This is a genomic window from Jiella avicenniae, from assembly GCF_021390325.1.
Taxonomy (GTDB): Bacteria; Pseudomonadota; Alphaproteobacteria; order Rhizobiales; family Rhizobiaceae; genus Jiella; species Jiella avicenniae.
In genome coordinates this window covers 233,010-250,322 of sequence record NZ_JAJUWU010000001.1, presented here as the reverse complement: position 1 = coordinate 250,322, position 17,313 = coordinate 233,010, and the positions used below count along the sequence as shown (strand labels likewise).

The following is a 17,313-nucleotide window of genomic DNA, read 5'->3' as shown; positions in this document are numbered from 1 at the left end:
TCAATCCTCCCGCTCCATCTTTCTGTTTGCGCATGATCTTTTCCGAAAACCGGTTCCCACTTTTCGGGATCATGCTCTAACCGGTCGGTGGGCCGTCGCTCAGCGGGGCCCGACGTCGCGTCCGGAAAGGATCCTGTCGATCAGCCCCCATTCCAAGGCCTCCTCGGCGCTCATGAAGCGGTCCCGGTCGAGGGTTTTCTCCACCTCCTCGATCGTGCGGCCGCAATGCTCGGCATAGAGCCGAATCATCCGCCGCTTCACCTTCAGCATCTCCTCCGCATGGATGGCGATATCCGAGGCCTGCCCCTGGAAGCCGCCGAGCGGTTGGTGGACGTGCAGGCTGGCATTCGGCAGCGCGGCGCGCTCACCCGGCTGGCCGGCCATCAGAAGGAACGAGCCCATGGAGCGGGCGGTGCCCATGCAGAGCGTATGCACCGGCGAGGAGATGTAGCGCATGGTGTCGTACATCGCGAGGCCGGCGGTGACGACGCCGCCCGGCGAGTTGATGTAGAGATGGATCGGCCGCTTGGGACTTTCCGCTTCCAGGAAGAGAAGCTGGGCGCAGACGAGCCCGGACAAGGTGTCGTTCACCTCGCCGTTCAGGAAGATGATCCGCTCGCGCAAAAGCCGCGAATAGATGTCGAAGGAGCGCTCGCCCCGGCTGGACTGCTCGACCACCATCGGGACGAGTTGCATCGTGTCGCGCATCGGCGACCTCCTTCCGTTCGAATCTCAGGACTGTCTCGGCGCGTCAGGCGGCGCGCATGAGAGGCGGCCGGTTGGCGTTGGCCGGCTTGGGTGCCGAGACGAGCCGGACGTCGGTCAGAGTATGGACGATGGTCAAACGCGTACCGCCCGCCTCGTCGGGCCGGAGCTGGAAGGTCACCTCGCTTTCCAGAAACGGCGGCATGTCGTCCCGCATGCGGTAGCGCACCTCCTCCCCTTCGATCGATGCGAGCGGGACCGGGTCGACGGTCGCTCCTGCAGACAGCCATCTCTCCCGCAGAGCGCCGATCGTCAGGGCTCGCCAGACCTTTTCGGGCGCGGCGTCGAGGACGTATTCGAGCGTCAGTCCCGCCTCGGGCTCACGATCCGTCTCCTGGGTCATTGGTCCATGTCCTTCAACAGATCCTTCAAAGCGTCGATGCGCGCCGGCCAGTAGGCGCGATATTTCGCCAGCCAGCCGGCGATCAGCGCCAAGCCATCCGGATCGACCTCGTAATTGACGAAGCGGCCCTGCCTCTCCTCGCGCACGAGATTGGCATTGCGCAGAACGGCGAGATGCTGGGACATCGCCGGCTGCGATATGGCCATGCCCTCCCGCAAGGCACTGGCGTTCATCGCGCCGGTGGCGAGCTTTTCGAAGATCGCCCGTCGGGTCGGATCGCCGAGGGCGCGGAAGATGTCGTCGTCGTTCATGGCCAATAGATAAGTGAAAACTTATTTGATTCGCAAGCCCCTTCCGATGAGTTGAGCTCAAACGTAACGGCGCGGCCCCGTCGGGACCACGCCGTTCATTCGTTTCAGCGATGGCGCCGGAGGTTTACGCCTCCACGCGCTCGCCCTCGACATGCGCCTTCGAGCCGACGACGTAGAAGTTCAGCCGGTCGGAGCCGGCGGAGATCTTCACCGTCGATTCGTCGCGGATCTGGCCCATCAGGATCTTCTCGGCGAGCGGATCCTGCACCTCGCGCTGGATGACGCGCTTCAGGGGGCGCGCGCCATAGGCGGGGTCGTAGCCCTTCTGGGCGAGCCATTCGCGCCCCGTTTCGTCGAGCTGGATGGCGATCTTGCGATCGGTGAGCAGCTTTTCGAGCCGGGCCATCTGGATGTCGACGATGGCGCCCATCTCCGAGCGATGCAGCCGGTGGAACAGGATGACGTCGTCGACGCGGTTGAGGAACTCCGGCCGGAACGACGCCCGGACCACCGCCATCACCTGCTCGCGCGCGGCTTCCGCGTTCTCGTCCTCGCCGAGCGCCACCAGGAACTCCGAACCGAGATTGGAGGTCATGATGATCAGCGTGTTGCGGAAGTCGACCGTCCGCCCCTGCCCGTCCGTCAGCCGCCCGTCGTCGAGCACTTGCAGGAGGACATTGAAGACGTCCGGATGCGCCTTCTCGATCTCGTCGAACAGGATCACCTGATAGGGCCTGCGACGGACCGCTTCGGTGAGCGCGCCGCCTTCCTCATAGCCGACATAGCCCGGAGGCGCGCCGATCAGCCGGGCGACGGAATGCTTCTCCATGTATTCCGACATGTCGATGCGCACCATCGCCGCCTCGTCGTCGAAGAGGAAATGCGCCAGCGCCTTGGTCAGCTCGGTCTTGCCGACGCCCGTCGGCCCGAGGAACATGAACGAGCCGATCGGCCGGTTCGGATCCTGAAGCCCCGCGCGTGCCCGGCGGACCGCCCGGGAGACCGCCTGCACCGCTTCGCCCTGGCCGACGACCCGCTTCTGCAGCGAGTCTTCCATCCGCAAGAGCTTGTCGCGCTCGCCTTCCAGCATGCGGTCGACCGGGATGCCGGTCCAGCGCGAGACGACCTGGGCGACGTGATCGGCCGTCACGGTCTCCTCGACCATCGTACCGGACTTCGCCCCGTCGTGCGCCTCGGCCTCCTTCAGCGCGGCCTCGAGCCTCGGGATCTCGCCATAGGCGAGTTCGCCCGCCCGCTGGAATTCGCCGCGCCGCTGGGCGATGGCGAGTTCGTTGCGCGCTTCGTCGAGCTGGCGCTTGAGGTCTGCCGCCTGGCCGAGCTTGGATTTTTCCGCCTGCCACGCCTGGGTGATCCGGTCGGACTCTTCCTCCAGATTGGCGAGTTCGCCTTCCAGCCGTTCCAGCCTGTCCTTCGAGGCGTCGTCGGTCTCCTTCTTCAGCGCCTCGCGCTCGATCTTCAGCTGCATCACGCGCCGGTCGATCTCGTCGAGGGCTTCGGGCTTGGAGTCCACCTGCATGCGCAGCCGGGCCGCGCCCTCGTCCACGAGATCGATCGCCTTGTCGGGCAGGAAGCGGTCGGTGATGTAGCGGTTGGACAGCTGCGCGGCGGCGACGAGGGCCGAGTCGGAGATGCGCACCTGATGGTGCTGCTCGTATTTCTCCTTCAGGCCGCGCAGGATCGAGATCGTGTCCTCGACCGTCGGCTCGGAGACGAAGACCGGCTGGAAACGCCGGGCGAGCGCCGGATCCTTCTCGACGTGCTTTCTGTATTCGTCGAGAGTGGTCGCGCCGATGCAGTGGAGTTCGCCTCTCGCGAGCGCCGGCTTCAGGAGGTTGGAGGCATCCATCGCCCCGTCCGCCTTGCCGGCGCCGACGAGGGTGTGCATCTCGTCGATGAACAGGATGACGCCGCCGGCCGCCGCCGAGATTTCCGACAGGACCGACTTCAGGCGCTCCTCGAACTCGCCGCGATATTTCGCGCCGGCGATGAGCGCGCCCATGTCGAGCGCCATCAGCTGCTTGTCGCGCAGGCTCTCCGGCACGTCGCCGTTGACGATCCTGAGCGCTAGACCTTCGGCGATCGCGGTCTTGCCGACGCCGGGTTCGCCGATCAGCACCGGGTTGTTCTTGGTGCGCCGGGACAGGACCTGGATGGTTCGGCGGATCTCGTCGTCACGGCCGATGACCGGGTCGAGCTTGCCCTCGCGCGCCGCCGCCGTCAAATCGCGGGCGTATTTCTTCAGGGCGTCGTAGCCCGATTCCGCAGACGCAGTGTCGGCGGTGCGGCCCTTGCGCAGGTCGTTGATCGCCTCGTTGAGGCCGGCCGGCGTGACGCCCGCCTTCTTCAGCATGTCGGCGGTCTTGGCGCTCTTCTCGATGGCCAGCGCGAGCAGCAGCCGCTCGACAGAGACGTAGCTGTCGCCGGCCTTCTTGGCGATCTCCTCGGCGGTGGCGAAGACCTTGGCGAGCGGCTGGGCGAGATACATCTGGCCCGCACCGCCGGTGACCTTCGGCATCGCCTTCAGCGCCGCCTCGACGGCGAGGCGCACTTCCTGCGGCCGGCCGCCGGCCTTCTCGATCAGGCCCGCGGCAAGTCCCTCCTCGTCGTCGATCAGGACCTTCAGAAGGTGCTCGGGGGAAAACTGCTGGTGGTCGGCGGAAACCGCCGCCGTCTGCGCCGCCTGGATGAAACCGCGGACGCGCTCGGTGTATTTTTCCAGATTCATGGATCTCTCCTCTCTGCGCCGCGCCCTCTTCAAAGGCACACGGCGCCGTTCCCGGAGTCCGGCTCCCGCGATCGGCGAGCCGCCCGCGACAGATATGGGAGCGGAGAAACCACGCCGGAAGAGGCGGCGGCAACAATCGTTGCAAAAATGTTACGCCCTGCGGAAGCCGGCAACGTCGCCGGCTTCGGGCAGTCCGCCTCGTCTCAGGCGCCGAACGCGGGGAGCTTCAGGCCCTCACGCTCGAAGGCCGCCCGCACCGCCGGACGCGCCATCATCCGGCGGGCATGGGCCGTCCATGCCGGAAAATCGCCGGCCATGTCGTAGCCGAGGAAGGACCCGTTGCCCCAGCTCCAGAACACCAGGAGATAGGGATCGGCCACCGAATAATTTTCGCCCGCCGTCCAGTCGTCGCCGGCGGCCGAAAGCTTGTCCTCGACCATCCGGTAGATCTCGCGCGTCGCCCGCTTGCCGGTCTCGACGACGTCGCGGCGCCCCTCGTCCGTCGTCGCATAGCGCTCGGCCCGGCGGATGTGGGCGTAGCTCGGATGAACGCCGGAGGAGAGAAAGGCCAGCCACTCGGCGCAGCGCGCCTCGCCATGCGGATCGGCGGGCCAGAGGCTCGCCTCCGGATGGGTCACCGCGACGTAGCGCAGGATCGCCGGGTTCTCGGTGACGACGAAGTCGCCGTCGGCGAGCGCCGGCACGCGGCCCTTCGGATTGATCTTCAGATAGTCCGGCGAACGCTGCTGACCGCCGGCGGTATCGATCCGCACGGCCTCGAAGTCGGCACCCGCCTCCTCCAGCGCGATGTGCGAGGCGAGCGAACAGGCGCCGGGCGCGTAGAAGAGCTTCATGCGGGCCATCGAAAAATCTCCTCCAGACTGCGGGCTGCGGGCGGGCGGCCCTCCCCCGGGCACGCCCTCAACGAAAGAGGGGCGGATGATCGCCATGACCATCCGCCCCGTGAAACTCTGCCGCCAGGCCTCGTCCTACTCGGCGAAGCGCCGCAGGACCAGCGAGGCGTTGGTGCCGCCGAAGCCGAAGGAGTTCGACAGAACGGTGTCGATCTTCTTCTCCTTCTTCTTGTGCGGCACGAGGTCGATCGCCGTCTCGACGGACGGATTGTCGAGATTGAGGGTCGGCGGCGCGACGTTGTCGCGGATCGCCAGCACCGAGAAGATCGCCTCGACGGAACCGGCGGCCCCGAGAAGATGGCCGATCGCCGACTTGGTCGAGGACATGGTGGTCTCGGACGCCGATTCGCCGACGAGCCGCTCGAAGGCTCTGAGTTCGATCTCGTCGCCCATCGGCGTCGAGGTGCCGTGAGCGTTGACGTAGTCGAGATCGGCCGCGGTGATGCCGGCCCGCTTCAGCGCCGCCGACATGCAGCGGAAGGCGCCGTCGCCGTCCTCGGCCGGGGCGGTGATGTGATAGGCGTCGCCCGACATGCCGTAGCCGATCACCTCGGCATAGATGCGCGCGCCCCGGGCCTTGGCGTGCTCGAGCTCTTCGAGCACGACGACGCCGGCCCCCTCGCCCATGACGAAGCCGTCGCGGTCCCGGTCGTAGGGCCTGGAGCCGCGCTTCGGGTCGTCGTTGAAGTGGGTCGACAAGGCCTTGCAGGCCGAAAAGCCGGCGAGCGACAGGCGGCCGACCGGCGATTCGGCACCGCCGGCGACCATGACTTCGGCATCGCCGAGGGCGATCAGGCGGCTGGCGTCACCGATGGCGTGGGCGCCGGTCGAGCAGGCGGTGACGACCGAATGGTTCGGCCCCTTGAGACCGTTTCGGATCGACACGTGACCGGAGGCGAGATTGATCAGGCTGCCCGGGATGAAGAAGGGCGAGACCCGGCGCGGCCCTTTTTCGGCGAGGATCAGCGAGGTCTTCTCGATACCTCTCAGGCCGCCGATGCCGGAGCCGATGAGGACGCCCGTGGTGATCTGGTCTTCGTAGGTCTCCGGATGCCAGTCGGCATCGTCGAGCGCCTCCGCCGCGGCAGCCACGGCATAGACGATGAAATCGTCGACCTTGCGCTGCTCCTTCGGCTCCATCCACTGATCGGGATTGAAGGTGCCGTCGTGGCCGTCGCCGCGCGGGATCTGGCAGGCGATCTGGCACGGCAGATCGGCGACCTCGAAGGACTCGATCCGCGCCGCGCCGCTCTCTCCGGCCAGAAGCCGCTTCCAGGTGACCGATGCGCCAGCGCCAAGGGGTGTGACCATCCCGACGCCGGTGATGACTACTCGTCTCATATCCGCTCTTTTGCCAGAAAGACGGGCCGACTTTCGTGGAGCCGATCCGACAATCGATCCCCGGTCGTCCGATCCCCGGCTCTCATTGCCGGGGAGCCGAATGGCTGAACCGAAAAGCTCCGCCAGAACCGATGAAACGCGAGCGTTTCAATCGTTCCGGCAACCGCCGGCCGCCGGCAGGCGACAGGGCGAGAAGCCCGGAACGGGATCGTCGGCCGATCAGGCCTGATTCTTCTCGATGAACTTGACGGCGTCGCCGACCGTGAGGATCGTTTCGGCCGCATCGTCGGGAATCTCGACGCCGAACTCCTCTTCGAACGCCATCACGAGCTCGACCGTGTCGAGGCTGTCCGCCCCGAGATCGTCGATGAAGCTGGCGTTCTCGGTGACCTTTTCCTGCTCGACGCCCAGATGTTCGACGACGATCTTCTTCACTCGCTCGGCGGTATCGCTCATTGTCATTCCTCTGCTGTGATGACGTTTGCCGTTCGTTAGACGCGAGACGGCCTTTTATCAAGCGGCGCGTCCCGATTTGCCGGCCGCACCATGAAGTTCACCCCGAAAAATCAATGGGGCGGCTCGTTAGCACCTTCTCCCGGTCTCGCCAATGGTGCCGTCCCGTCCGGCCGACGCGCCCGCCGAACGTCTCATTCGGGCCCAGCAAGGAAAAGATTCGGACAGATCCCTGCTCCGTTCAGATCATCGCCATTCCGCCATTGACGTGAATGGTCTGCCCCGTGACGTAGCCGGCCTCTTCGGACGCGAGATAGACGGCCGCGCTGGCGATGTCGGCGGCGTTCCCCATGCGCTTCGTCGGAATCATCGCGAGGATCGTCTCCCGCTGCTTGTCGTTCAGCTTATCCGTCATGGCGCTGGAAATGAAGCCGGGGGCGATGCAGTTCACGGTCACGCCCCGCGTGGCGATCTCCTGCGCGAGCGACTTCGAAAAGCCCACCATCCCCGCCTTGGCCGCGCAGTAGTTGGCCTGGCCGGGATTTCCCGTCACGCCGACGACCGACGTGACGTTGATGATCCGCCCGAAGCGCTTGCGCATCATCGGATGGGTCAGCTCGCGGGTCAGCCGGAACGCCGCTGTGAGATCGATTTCGAGGACGGTGTCCCAGTCGGCGTCGGACATCCGCACGAACAGGCCGTCCTTGGTGATGCCGGCATTGTTGACCAGGATGTCGACGCCGCCCAGCGCCTCGATCGCGGTTTCGGCGAGCTTCGTCTGGCCCTCGCGCTCGGCGAGATTGGCCGGCAGCACCGCACAGCGGTCGCCCAGTGCGGATGCCAGCTCGTCGAGCTTCTCGCGCCGGGTGCCGTGCAACCCCACCGTCGCCCCTTGCGCATGCAGCGCCCTGGCGATGGCCTCGCCGATCCCGCCGGTGGCACCGGTGATCAGGGCCTTGCGGCCGGTCAAGTCGAACATGGTCGTTTCCTCGGGTCGTTTCCTCGCGCGAACTCCCTGGCGCGCCGCAGGCTCGCGTCAGGCGGACCGGCGACTCTCTGCGAAGGCCCTGACCGCCTCCGCGGTTCCGATCGCCTGGGCCGAGAGCCGCTTGTCGATTCGCTTGGCGAGACCGCTCAGGACCTTGCCGCTGCCGATTTCGACGATGTCGGTGATGCCGGCGCCGGCGAGATACTCCATGCTCTCGCGCCACCGGACCTCGCCGGTGACCTGCCGCACGAGCTGGTCGCGGATCGCCTCCGGGTCGCTGGTCGGCGCTGCCGTCACGTTCGCGACCAGCGGCACGACCGGCGTGGCGATCGAAACGGTCCGCAGCGCCTCGGCCATCTTTTCGGCGGCCGGCGCCATCAGGCTGCAATGAAACGGCGCGGAGACGGTCAGCGGGATCGCACGCTTCGCCCCGAGTTCCGGGGCAAGCGCCACCGCCCGCGCAACGGCCGCAGCCGCACCGGAAACGACGATCTGGCCGCCGCCATTGTCGTTGGCCGGCGACAGGACCTCGCCCTCCGCCGCCCGGACGCAGAGATCGGCGACGCTCGCCGCATCGAGACCGAGGATCGCCGCCATGGCGCCCTCGCCCGGCGCCACCGCCGCCTGCATGGCCTGGCCGCGGAGGCGCAGCAGCCTTGCGGCTGCGCCGATCTCAAAGGCGCCGGCGGCGGCAAGCGCCGAATACTCGCCGAGCGAGTGGCCGGCGACGTAGCTCGCCTCGGCAACGTCGAAGCCTTCGACCTGAAGCGCCCGCACCGCAGCGAGCGACACGGCCATCAAGGCGGGCTGGGCGTTTTCGGTCAGGGTCAAAACGTCTTCGGGCCCCTCGAAGATCAGCCCCGAGAGCTTTTCCCCCAGCGCCTCGTCGACTTCCTCGAACACCGCCCGGCTCTCGGCATAGGCCTCGCTCAGCGACCGCCCCATTCCGACGGCCTGGCTACCTTGCCCGGGAAAGACCAGCGCCAGCGTCATCGTTTCGCTCCGTAATGCCATCTCAACTGCGAAGTGGCGTGGGCAATGAGGGCTGCCGGCCAAGCTGTCAAGCTTGCGCTGCACAAAGTCGCAGCACCTGCGCCTTGTTCCGCAAGCGGCATGACCGGCTGCGAGAGCCTACTCCTTCACCGCGCCGGTCATCGAGGAGACGTAGTAGTCGACGAAGAAGGAGTAGAGGATCACCACCGGCAGGGAGCCGAGCAGCGCCCCGGACATCAGGGCTCCCCATTCGTAGATGTCGCCCCGGACGAGCTCCGTCAGGACGCCGACCGGCACCGTCTTGTTCTCCGAGGATGAGATGAAGGTCAGCGCGTAGATGAACTCGTTCCACGACAGGGTGAAGGCGAAGATGCCCGCCGAGATCAGCCCGGGCACCGCGAGCGGCAGGACCACCTTGGTCAGGATCTGCCAGCGCGTCGCCCCGTCGACCAGCGCCGATTCCTCCAGTTCGAAGGGGATCGTGCGGAAATAGCCCATCAGGAGCCAGGTGCAGAAGGGAATGAGGAAGGTCGGATAAGTGAGGATCAGCGCCAGCCGCGAATCGAAGATGCCGACCTGGAAGACGATGAAGGCGAGCGGAATGAACAGGATCGACGGCGGCACGAGATAGGCGAGGAAGATCATCAGCCCGGTCGTGCGCGCGCCGGTGAAGCGGATGCGCTCGATCGCATAGGCGGCGAAGACCGAGGCGAAGAGCGAGATCGCCGTCGAGGCGATCGCGACCAGCATCGTGTTCCACAGCCAGCCCGGATAGGAGGTCTCGAACAGGAGGTACTGGATGTGCTCGAGAGTCGGCGAGACCACCCAGAACGGGCTGTAGTCCGTGTAGTTGGTCAGCTGCGCGTCGGGCTTCACCGCGGTGATCGCCATCCAGTAGAACGGGAAGAGCAGCACGAAGACGAAGCAGGCGAGCGGCAGGTAGACGACGAAGATCCGCCGCGGCAGCGTGTTGAACTGGTCCATGCCCTCCGAATCGTCCTGGAGTGCGGCATGGTTTGCGGGAAGCGTCTGTCGGCTCATCGGATGGCTTTCCTCAGTCGTTTCCGCCCTGCTGCCATTTGCGGCGCTGCAGACCGAAGAAGGAGAACAGGATCGCGGCAAGGAGGAACGGGATCATCGCCACGGCGATGGCTGCGCCCTCGCCGAGCTGGCCGCCGGGGATCGCCCGCTGGAAGGACAGCGTCGCCATGAGGTGCGTCGCATTGACCGGACCGCCGCGGGTCAGAACGTAGATCAGCTGGAAGTCGGTGAAGGTGAACAGCACCGAGAAGGTCATGACGACGGCGATAATCGGCGTCAGCAGCGGCAGGGTGATTCTGGTGAAGCGCTGCCACGAGGTTGCGCCGTCGAGCGCCGCGGCTTCGTTGAGCGACTGCGGGATGGTCTGCAGGCCGGCGAGCAGCGAGATCGCCACGAAGGGAATGCCGCGCCAGACATTGGCGGCGATGACGGCGGCTCTCGCATTGTTCGGATCGCCGAGGAAGTTGATCGGCGCGTCGATCCAGCCCCACTGCATCAGCACCCAGGAGATGATCGAGAACTGCGAATCGTAGATCCACCAGAAGGCCAGCGCCGACAACACCGTCGGCACCACCCAGGGCAGGAGGATGATCGCCCGGAAGAAGGTCTTGAACGGCAGATGCTCGTTGAGGATCAGCGCCAGCCAAAGGCCGAGGGCGAATTTCGCGACCGAGGCGACGAAGGTATAGAGGATGGTGTTGTAGACCGACAGCCAGAACACCGGATCGTCGAACAGCCAGGTGTAGTTCTCGAAGCCGATCCACTGGCCGTTCCGGCCGATGGTCGTGTCGGTGAAGCCGAGCCAGACGCCGAGGCCGAGCGGATAGGTCAGGAAGCAGAGCAGGAACACCGCCGCCGGCAGCATGAACAGGAGACCGAGCCCGTTGCGGCTTTCGACGAAGCGGCGCAACGCATTCGGGCGGGCGACGGCGTCGCTTCTCCCGCGCGATCCGGTGGTGTCTATGGTGGCCATCCGCAAAGGCTCCGTGGGATGCTTTCAGCCCGTCGAAACAAACGGGCATGCGATTCTGGTTTAAGAAGGCCGCCCGACAGGGCGACAGCATCAACGCATCGTCATTCTCGGGCCCCGTCCCGAGAATCCAGAGATCCTCGGGCACAAAGGGCTTCAGCTCCGTCAGGCGGCGGTGGCTGATGCCGCGGGAACCGCCCCTGGATTCTCGGGACGGGGCCCGAGAATGACGACGCCTAAACCTCGGTCGGCCGCCCTTCCTCGCAGATACCCCGCTCGTCAGTAACCGACACATCCCGGACGCGCCGTCATCCTCGGGCTTGTCCCGAGGATCTCCTGCCATCAACGCCACAGAAGCGTCGCAGGAAGAGCCGACCGGTCCGCCCTTTGCGTGGCGGCGGTAGATCCTCGGGACAAGCCCGAGGATGACGACGCGAAAGGCGCTGCCGACCCGTTCACCTGCGGCCAACGAAGAACGGCCGCAGCCCTCGCCCCATGGCGCCGCGCTGCAGAGGCGGGCGGCAGGCGCCGCACCGCCTCTCTCCACTTACCGGTAATACCGCGCGATCCGGCGTTCGGCGTTGGCGATGGCGTCTTCGGTCGAGCGCTGGCCGGTGACCGCCTCGGCGAACATGTCGACGAGGACGTAGTCGGCCATGACGCCGGCCGAGGACGGCCCGAGCGGGCCGGCATAGCCGTTCGGGCGAAGGCTCGCCGAGGCATTCGCATAGGCCTCGTGGACCGGGTTCGAGGTCCAGACCGGATTGTCGGCGAACTGCTTCAGAGGCTGGCAGCAATAGGCGCTGGCGCCTTCCAGCCAGGCATTGAACCGTTCCGGCTGGAACATGAAGGCGATCCAGGCCTTGGCGGCCTCGGGATATTTGGTGTGCTTGAAGACGTTGATCGTGGACGTCTGGTGCAGTTCGACCGACTTGCCGACCGGGCCGATCGGCATGTTGGTGGTGCGGATGTCCTCGGCGATCTCGGCCATCGCCGGATCCTTCCTGGCCGCATAGTACAGCGACACGCCGTTCGCCGTCAGCGACACCTGGCCGGCCAGGAAGGCGCGGTTGTTGTTGATGTCGAGCCAGCTTTCGGTGCCGGGGATGAAGGTCGCGTAGAGGGCCTTGGCATATTCGATCGCAGCCTTGGTCTCGGGGCTGTTGATCGCCACCTCGCCGTTCTCGTCCACGGTCTTGCCGCCATGACTCCAGAGCAGCCAGTGGGCGTAGTTGTTGCCGTCGCCGACGGCCTTGCCGTGCGGGAAACCGGCAGGGGTGCCCTTGTCCTTCATCGCCTGGCAGAGCTTCAGGAAGCCGTCGGTGTCCTGGGGGAATTCATCGAAGCCGGCCGCCTTCACGTGGCTGTCGCGGTAGCAGATGGCGTTGCCGATGGCGCAGAGCGGAATGGCGATGAACTTGCCGTCCGTGGTGGTGGCATAGCCCTTGAGACCATCGTACCAGCCGCCATAGGCCTCGCCGAGGGCGTTGCCGAGATCGGTGACGTCGACGAGCTTGTCGGGATACTGGAACGGATCGTCGAACCAGCTCATCACCATGTCCGGCCCGGAGCCGACATTGGCGGCGACGGCGGCCTTGGGACGAACGTCCTCCCAGCTTTCCTGATCGATCCGGACCTCGACGCCGGTCGCTTCGGTAAAGGCCTTGGTATTGGCGTTGAAGGCTTCCTCCTCACCGCCGACGAAGGGCACCCAGCGAAGCAGGCGAAGCGAAGCGCCCTCCTCCGGCTTGAACTCCGGCATCGTGCCCTGCGCGAAGGCCCGGCCGGCGCCGAACGGACTGCCGAGCGCCGCACCAGCGGCGAGCCCGGCCGCGCCCTGCAGCACGGTTCTGCGATTGATGGCCATGACGTTTCCTCCCTGTCACAACTGATTCGTCTGTCTCGATCCCGATCCGGCCTCACGAGCCGGACCCAATTCGACCTCTCCTCTCCTCCGGCCTGCGGCCGGGGCGCTGCGGCTTGGCGCCTTTGCGCCCGAGGTCGCCGCAAACTCGTCACGTCATGCCGAAACCCGCTCTCCCGACTTGGCGTCGAACACGTGGACGCTCGCGGCATCGACGCCGACCCGGATCTCCTCGCCCGGACGGGCCGAGATCCGCTCGCGGAACACGCAGGTCACCGGGCTCTCGCCGAGCCGCGCGAGGACGTGGGTCTCCGAGCCGGTCGGCTCGACCACGTCGACCGTCAGCGGAACATCGCCGCCGAGATGGAAGCTCTCCGGCCGGACGCCGTAGACGAGTTCCCGGCCGGCCTCCGCCGTGCCGGGCTTGTCGATGGGCAGACGGATGGCGTCGCCGGTTAGAAAGCGCTGGCGGTCGTTCGCCTCGACGCTGCCGGTCAGGAAGTTCATCGCCGGCGAGCCGATGAAGCCGGCGACGAAAAGATTGTCCGGCTTGTCGTAGAGATCGAGCGGCGTGCCTACCTGGGCGACCCGGCCGTCATGCATGACGACGATCTTGTCGGCCATGGTCATCGCTTCGATCTGGTCGTGCGTGACGTAGACCGTCGTGGTCTTCAGCCGCTGGTGGAGATTCTTCATCTCCGAGCGCATCGACACGCGGAGCTTGGCGTCGAGGTTGGACAACGGCTCGTCGAACAGAAACACCTGCGGCTCGCGCACGATCGCCCGGCCCATGGCGACGCGCTGGCGCTGGCCGCCGGACAACTGCCGCGGATAGCGGTCGAGGAGATGCGACAGGCCGAGGATTTCGGCGGCAGGGCGCACGCGCTCGGCGATCTCGGCCTTCTTCACCCCCTTCAGCGACAGCGAGAAGCCCATGTTCTCGGCGACGGTGATGTGGGGATAGAGCGCATAGTTCTGGAACACCATGGCGATGTCCCGCTCCTTGGGCGGCAGTTGGTTGACCACCCGGTCGCCGATCCAGATCTCGCCGGCGGAGACGTGCTCCAGCCCGGCCAGCATCCTGAGCAGCGTCGACTTGCCGCAGCCGGACGGGCCGACCAGAACGACGAACTCCCCCTCCTCTATGTCGATCGAAACCCCGTGCAGTACCTCCACGGTTCCGAAAGCCTTGCGGACGTCCTTGAACGTCACTGATGCCATCCGCGCCTCCCCCCGGCGTATTCCTTGGCGGCATACTGTCTGCTTCCTCGCCCGAGTGCAACAGGGGAGTGTGAAGACCCGAGCGATCACCTGAAATTCGCGTCGAGAGGCCCGATGTCGAGCGGCGATCTCGTTGCGGAATGCAAGCTTTTGCACCGCAACGTATACGGTGGAAAGCGCCGTCAGGCGGTCTCCACAGAGGCCCGGTCCCGACGCGCCCCCCGCCTCACTCCGGCCGGATCAGGACGGTGATGCCGAAAACCACCAGGGCGACGAGGGCGATCTTCCAGAAGTCGCCCCGCTTGCGCAGGCCCGGCAGGCCGAACGGACGCACCAGATGGGCGCCCATGAGGAGAATGAAGAGCAGCGAGAAAAGCTTGTTCATGGCCGATCGCCGTACAGCATCGGCGGCAAAGACAGAAACCGGTTGCCGCTGGTCAATGCAAACGGGCTCCGATCAGGGCGTCCGCAACGCGCCATGGGCGACGACCGGGCCGGTCGGCAGGCCCGTCGGCGAGCCGCCCGCCGGCTCCATCGAGACTGCGAGCGCGGCATCGGGCTCGACCACCTGACGGTTCGAGACGTCGAGGACGACCGGCTGGGACGCATGGAGCAGCCCCAGCGAACGGGGCGCAGCGCCGTCCGGCGGGACCACCCAAAGCTCCGGAACGCGTCCGCCGTCGGCGGGACTGGCGACCGGGATCAGCGTCGCCACGTCGTGATCGTCCTCGCTGTAGAAGACGACGGTGAAGAGCGGCTGGCCGTTGTCGCTCGCCAGCGTCCCGGCGAGGATGAAGTCGGCGGGTGTCGCCTGTTCGCCTCCCATGCCGCCGAGATCGGTGAGATTGCCGGCGACGACGATGAGGGCCGCGAGGCTGGCGGCCGCAAGCCCCATGCCGGACAGGCCGATCCACTGCCAGATCCCCGACACCCGGCGACCCTTCGGCTTTGCCGGCGAAACGCCGGGGCGCTCCAGCCGTCGCATGCGGGCGAGTTCCTCCGCGATCCGCGGCCAGACTCCGGCCGGCGGCTCGACCGGTTCGATCGCCTCGTAGAACGGCGCCAGGCGGGCGTTCCAACCATCCACCGCGCGGGCGAAGACCGGGTCGCGCTCGATCTGCCGCTCGGCAGCGCGGCGTTCGGCCCCACCGAGGACGCCGAGCACGTACTCGGCGGCCCGATCGGCCTCTCCCACCTCTTCGCTGCGCAGATCGCTCATTGCGCCAGGCACTCCCTCAGTTTGATCAGCCCGCGCCTGATGCGGCTCTTGATCGTGCCGAGCGGCACGCGCAGCCGTTCGGCGAGTTGCTCATACGTGATGCCGCCGTAAAATGCGGAGGCGATCGAAGTCTGCGTCGGCGCGTCGAGCGCCCCGAGGCATTCGCGGAGCCGGCGGCCGTCGTCGCTTGCGGCCATCAGCTCGAATGCGTCCGGCCCGGCATCGGCGACGTCCGCGGCCGCTTCCATCGGCCGCTCGCCGCCCCGCCGGCCGATCTGGCGCAGCCGGTCGATCGACCGGTTGCGGGCGATCGTGGCCAGCCAGGTGATCGGGCTCGCCCGCTCGGAATCGAACCGGTCTGCCCGCCGCCAGACCGTCAGATAGACGTCCTGGAGGACGTCCTCGGCTTCCTCGCGGTCGTTCAATATACGTAGGCACACACCGAATAGCTTCGCCGAGGTTCGTTGATAAAGCTCCCCCAGCGCGTCCTGCTCTCCGACGGCGAGACGCCCCATGATTCCGACGAGCACCGCCCGCCCCTGATCCGGCTGCAAAAACGCACCTCCCACGCGATACGCCGGGCCTTCCGCCCACTGAACCAGTGGCAAACAGGTTCGACGCCTGATTGTCAACGCCGGACGACACCGGATCGCGCGGCGAAGAAGCGGCTCAGTAGGGAGCCTCTTCCGGTCCCGTGGCAACATACACCGATTTGACCTGGCTGTAGTGCTGCAGCGCCTCGCGACCGTTCTCGCGTCCGATCCCGGAGCGCTTGACGCCGCCAAACGGCATTTCCACCGGCGTCAGATTGTAGGCGTTGACCCAGACGGTGCCGGCCTGGACCCGCGCCGCGACACGATGGGCGCGCGCGAGATCGCGGGTGTAGACGCCGGCGGCGAGGCCGAAATCGGTGGCGTTGGCTCTGGCGACGACCTCGTCCTCGCCGGCGAAGTCGAGGACGCACATCACCGGTCCGAAGATCTCCTCGCCGGCGATCTTCATGCCGTCCGTCACGTCGGTGAACACCGTCGGTTCGACGAACCAGCCTTCCTCGAAGCCCGCGACGCGGGCCGCACCGCCGCCACAGGCCAGCGTCGCGCCTTCCTCCTGGCCGGCCTTCATGTAGGAGAGAACCTTGTCGAACTGCGCCTTGGAGACGAGCGGGCCGAGATGGGTCTCGGGATCCATCGGATTGCCGAGGCGGATCGCCTTCGTGCGCTCGACGAGCTTCTCGACGAAGGCGGCGCGAACGCTTCTCTCGACGAAGACGCGGGTGCCGTTGGAGCAGATCTGGCCGGTCGAATAGAAATTGCCGAGGATCGCGCCGGACACCGCCGCGTCGAGATCGGCATCGGCGAAGACGAGGATCGGCGACTTTCCGCCGAGCTCGAGCGTGACGTGCTTCGCCGTCTGCGAGGCAGCGCCCATGACCCGCGCGCCGGTGCCGACCGAGCCGGTGACCGAGACCTTGGCGATGGCGGGATGCGACGACAGCGCCGCGCCCAGTTCGCCCTTGCCCTGCAGGACGTTGAAGACGCCGTCCGGCAGGCCCGCCTCGGTGTAGATCTCGGCGAGCTTCAGGGCCGAGAGCGGCGTCACTTCCGAGGGCTTGAAGATCATCGCATTGCCGCAGGCGAGCGCCGGCGCGCTCTTCCACGAGGCGATCTGGATCGGATAGTTCCAGGCGCCGATGCCGGCACAGATGCCGAGCGGCTCGTGGCGGGTATAGGCGAAGCCGTTGGGAAGCTCGATGTGGGCGCCGCGCATGTCGGCGGCGAGAGACGCGAAATATTCGATGCAGTCGGCGCCGGAGGCCGCGTCGGCGACGCGCGTCTCCTGAATCGCCTTGCCGGTGTCGAGGGTCTCGAGCTGGCTGAGTTCCTCGTTCTTCTCGCCCATCAGAGCGGCGGCACGGCGCAGGATCCGCGAGCGCTCGGCACCGCTCATCGCCGCCCATTCGGCCTGCCCGCGCCTTGCCGCCTCGATCGCCCGTTCCAGCATCCCCGGCGTGGCCGCATGGAGGGTCGCGAGCGTCTCACCCGTCGCCGGATAAAGGCTTTCGAAGGCCTCCCCCGCCTCGTCCTCGGCATAGGTGCCACCGACGTAATGGGAGGCTTTGGGCTGGGCTCGCATGGGGGTCTCCT

17 protein-coding genes are annotated in these 17,313 nt (G+C 66.6%); all 17 read right to left on the bottom strand.

The annotated features are described in order from the left end of the window. Positions 1–99 precede the first annotated feature (99 nt). A complete protein-coding gene (locus tag LZD57_RS01275; RefSeq protein ID WP_233717300.1) occupies positions 100–708 on the bottom strand; it encodes an ATP-dependent Clp protease proteolytic subunit in 609 nt (202 codons plus the stop codon). Between the two features lie 43 nt (positions 709–751). Continuing rightward, positions 752–1,108 carry an SRPBCC family protein gene (locus tag LZD57_RS01270; protein WP_233717299.1) on the bottom strand — a complete coding sequence of 119 codons (357 nt, stop codon included), beginning with the start codon at positions 1,106–1,108 and terminating at the stop codon, positions 752–754. Then, positions 1,105–1,419 carry an ArsR/SmtB family transcription factor gene (locus LZD57_RS01265; RefSeq protein ID WP_233717298.1) on the bottom strand — a complete coding sequence of 105 codons (315 nt, stop codon included), beginning with the start codon at positions 1,417–1,419 and terminating at the stop codon, positions 1,105–1,107. The genes LZD57_RS01270 and LZD57_RS01265 overlap by 4 nt, the downstream gene beginning before the upstream one ends. Positions 1,420–1,543: 124 nt before the next feature. Beyond that, positions 1,544–4,165 (bottom strand): ATP-dependent chaperone ClpB, encoded by a 2,622-nt coding sequence (gene clpB / locus LZD57_RS01260; RefSeq protein WP_233717297.1) that lies wholly within the window; start codon positions 4,163–4,165, stop codon positions 1,544–1,546. A 203-nt stretch (positions 4,166–4,368) separates the two neighbouring features. Then, entirely contained in the window at positions 4,369–5,028 is a 660-nt protein-coding gene (locus LZD57_RS01255; RefSeq protein WP_233717296.1) for a glutathione S-transferase family protein, read from the bottom strand. Between the two features lie 126 nt (positions 5,029–5,154). Beyond that, on the bottom strand, positions 5,155–6,420 hold the full coding sequence (gene fabF, locus LZD57_RS01250) for a beta-ketoacyl-ACP synthase II (RefSeq protein WP_233717295.1): 1,266 nt from the start codon (positions 6,418–6,420) through the stop codon (positions 5,155–5,157). A 219-nt stretch (positions 6,421–6,639) separates the two neighbouring features. Further along, positions 6,640–6,876 (bottom strand): acyl carrier protein, encoded by a 237-nt coding sequence (locus LZD57_RS01245; protein WP_026358398.1) that lies wholly within the window; start codon positions 6,874–6,876, stop codon positions 6,640–6,642. 238 nt (positions 6,877–7,114) lie between these two features. After that, positions 7,115–7,852, bottom strand: a complete 738-nt coding sequence (gene fabG / locus LZD57_RS01240; protein ID WP_233717294.1) for a 3-oxoacyl-[acyl-carrier-protein] reductase — start codon at positions 7,850–7,852, stop codon at positions 7,115–7,117. 57 nt (positions 7,853–7,909) lie between these two features. Further along, a complete protein-coding gene (fabD, locus tag LZD57_RS01235; RefSeq protein ID WP_233717293.1) occupies positions 7,910–8,854 on the bottom strand; it encodes an ACP S-malonyltransferase in 945 nt (314 codons plus the stop codon). 138 nt (positions 8,855–8,992) lie between these two features. After that, positions 8,993–9,895, bottom strand: coding sequence for a carbohydrate ABC transporter permease (locus LZD57_RS01230; protein ID WP_233717292.1), 903 nt, complete (start codon positions 9,893–9,895; stop codon positions 8,993–8,995). Positions 9,896–9,908: 13 nt separating this feature from the next. After that, the gene (locus LZD57_RS01225; RefSeq protein WP_420844718.1) at positions 9,909–10,760 is read right to left on the bottom strand and encodes a carbohydrate ABC transporter permease; all 852 of its coding nucleotides are present in this window, start codon (positions 10,758–10,760) and stop codon (positions 9,909–9,911) included. A 652-nt stretch (positions 10,761–11,412) separates the two neighbouring features. Continuing rightward, a complete protein-coding gene (locus LZD57_RS01220) occupies positions 11,413–12,732 on the bottom strand; it encodes an ABC transporter substrate-binding protein (protein WP_233717290.1) in 1,320 nt (439 codons plus the stop codon). 153 nt (positions 12,733–12,885) lie between these two features. Then, positions 12,886–13,950 (bottom strand): ABC transporter ATP-binding protein, encoded by a 1,065-nt coding sequence (locus LZD57_RS01215; protein WP_233717289.1) that lies wholly within the window; start codon positions 13,948–13,950, stop codon positions 12,886–12,888. Between the two features lie 226 nt (positions 13,951–14,176). Continuing rightward, positions 14,177–14,335, bottom strand: coding sequence for a hypothetical protein (locus LZD57_RS01210; RefSeq protein WP_233717288.1), 159 nt, complete (start codon positions 14,333–14,335; stop codon positions 14,177–14,179). A 72-nt stretch (positions 14,336–14,407) separates the two neighbouring features. Continuing rightward, positions 14,408–15,169 carry an anti-sigma factor gene (locus tag LZD57_RS01205; RefSeq protein ID WP_233717287.1) on the bottom strand — a complete coding sequence of 254 codons (762 nt, stop codon included), beginning with the start codon at positions 15,167–15,169 and terminating at the stop codon, positions 14,408–14,410. Beyond that, positions 15,166–15,723: a sigma-70 family RNA polymerase sigma factor gene (locus tag LZD57_RS01200; RefSeq protein ID WP_233717286.1), complete on the bottom strand. Its 558-nt coding sequence runs from the start codon at positions 15,721–15,723 to the stop codon at positions 15,166–15,168. The genes LZD57_RS01205 and LZD57_RS01200 overlap by 4 nt, the downstream gene beginning before the upstream one ends. A gap of 115 nt (positions 15,724–15,838) precedes the next feature. Further along, positions 15,839–17,302, bottom strand: coding sequence for a betaine-aldehyde dehydrogenase (gene betB, locus LZD57_RS01195; RefSeq protein ID WP_233717285.1), 1,464 nt, complete (start codon positions 17,300–17,302; stop codon positions 15,839–15,841). Positions 17,303–17,313 lie beyond the last annotated feature (11 nt).

What these genes read in the sequence shown, in the direction of transcription:
- LZD57_RS01225 (WP_420844718.1), bottom strand. Translation starts at nt 10,760, where the DNA reads ATGCTGCCGGCGGCGGTGTTCCTGCTCTGCTTCCTGACCTATCCGCTC.
- LZD57_RS01275 (WP_233717300.1), bottom strand. Translation starts at nt 708, where the DNA reads ATGCGCGACACGATGCAACTCGTCCCGATGGTGGTCGAGCAGTCCAGC.
- fabF (WP_233717295.1), bottom strand. Translation starts at nt 6,420, where the DNA reads ATGAGACGAGTAGTCATCACCGGCGTCGGGATGGTCACACCCCTTGGC.
- LZD57_RS01245 (WP_026358398.1), bottom strand. Translation starts at nt 6,876, where the DNA reads ATGAGCGATACCGCCGAGCGAGTGAAGAAGATCGTCGTCGAACATCTG.
- fabG (WP_233717294.1), bottom strand. Translation starts at nt 7,852, where the DNA reads ATGTTCGACTTGACCGGCCGCAAGGCCCTGATCACCGGTGCCACCGGC.
- LZD57_RS01205 (WP_233717287.1), bottom strand. Translation starts at nt 15,169, where the DNA reads ATGAGCGATCTGCGCAGCGAAGAGGTGGGAGAGGCCGATCGGGCCGCC.
- LZD57_RS01265 (WP_233717298.1), bottom strand. Translation starts at nt 1,419, where the DNA reads ATGAACGACGACGACATCTTCCGCGCCCTCGGCGATCCGACCCGACGG.
- LZD57_RS01220 (WP_233717290.1), bottom strand. Translation starts at nt 12,732, where the DNA reads ATGGCCATCAATCGCAGAACCGTGCTGCAGGGCGCGGCCGGGCTCGCC.
- LZD57_RS01255 (WP_233717296.1), bottom strand. Translation starts at nt 5,028, where the DNA reads ATGGCCCGCATGAAGCTCTTCTACGCGCCCGGCGCCTGTTCGCTCGCC.
- LZD57_RS01270 (WP_233717299.1), bottom strand. Translation starts at nt 1,108, where the DNA reads ATGACCCAGGAGACGGATCGTGAGCCCGAGGCGGGACTGACGCTCGAA.
- clpB (WP_233717297.1), bottom strand. Translation starts at nt 4,165, where the DNA reads ATGAATCTGGAAAAATACACCGAGCGCGTCCGCGGTTTCATCCAGGCG.
- betB (WP_233717285.1), bottom strand. Translation starts at nt 17,302, where the DNA reads ATGCGAGCCCAGCCCAAAGCCTCCCATTACGTCGGTGGCACCTATGCC.
- LZD57_RS01215 (WP_233717289.1), bottom strand. Translation starts at nt 13,950, where the DNA reads ATGGCATCAGTGACGTTCAAGGACGTCCGCAAGGCTTTCGGAACCGTG.
- LZD57_RS01210 (WP_233717288.1), bottom strand. Translation starts at nt 14,335, where the DNA reads ATGAACAAGCTTTTCTCGCTGCTCTTCATTCTCCTCATGGGCGCCCAT.
- fabD (WP_233717293.1), bottom strand. Translation starts at nt 8,854, where the DNA reads ATGACGCTGGCGCTGGTCTTTCCCGGGCAAGGTAGCCAGGCCGTCGGA.
- LZD57_RS01230 (WP_233717292.1), bottom strand. Translation starts at nt 9,895, where the DNA reads ATGAGCCGACAGACGCTTCCCGCAAACCATGCCGCACTCCAGGACGAT.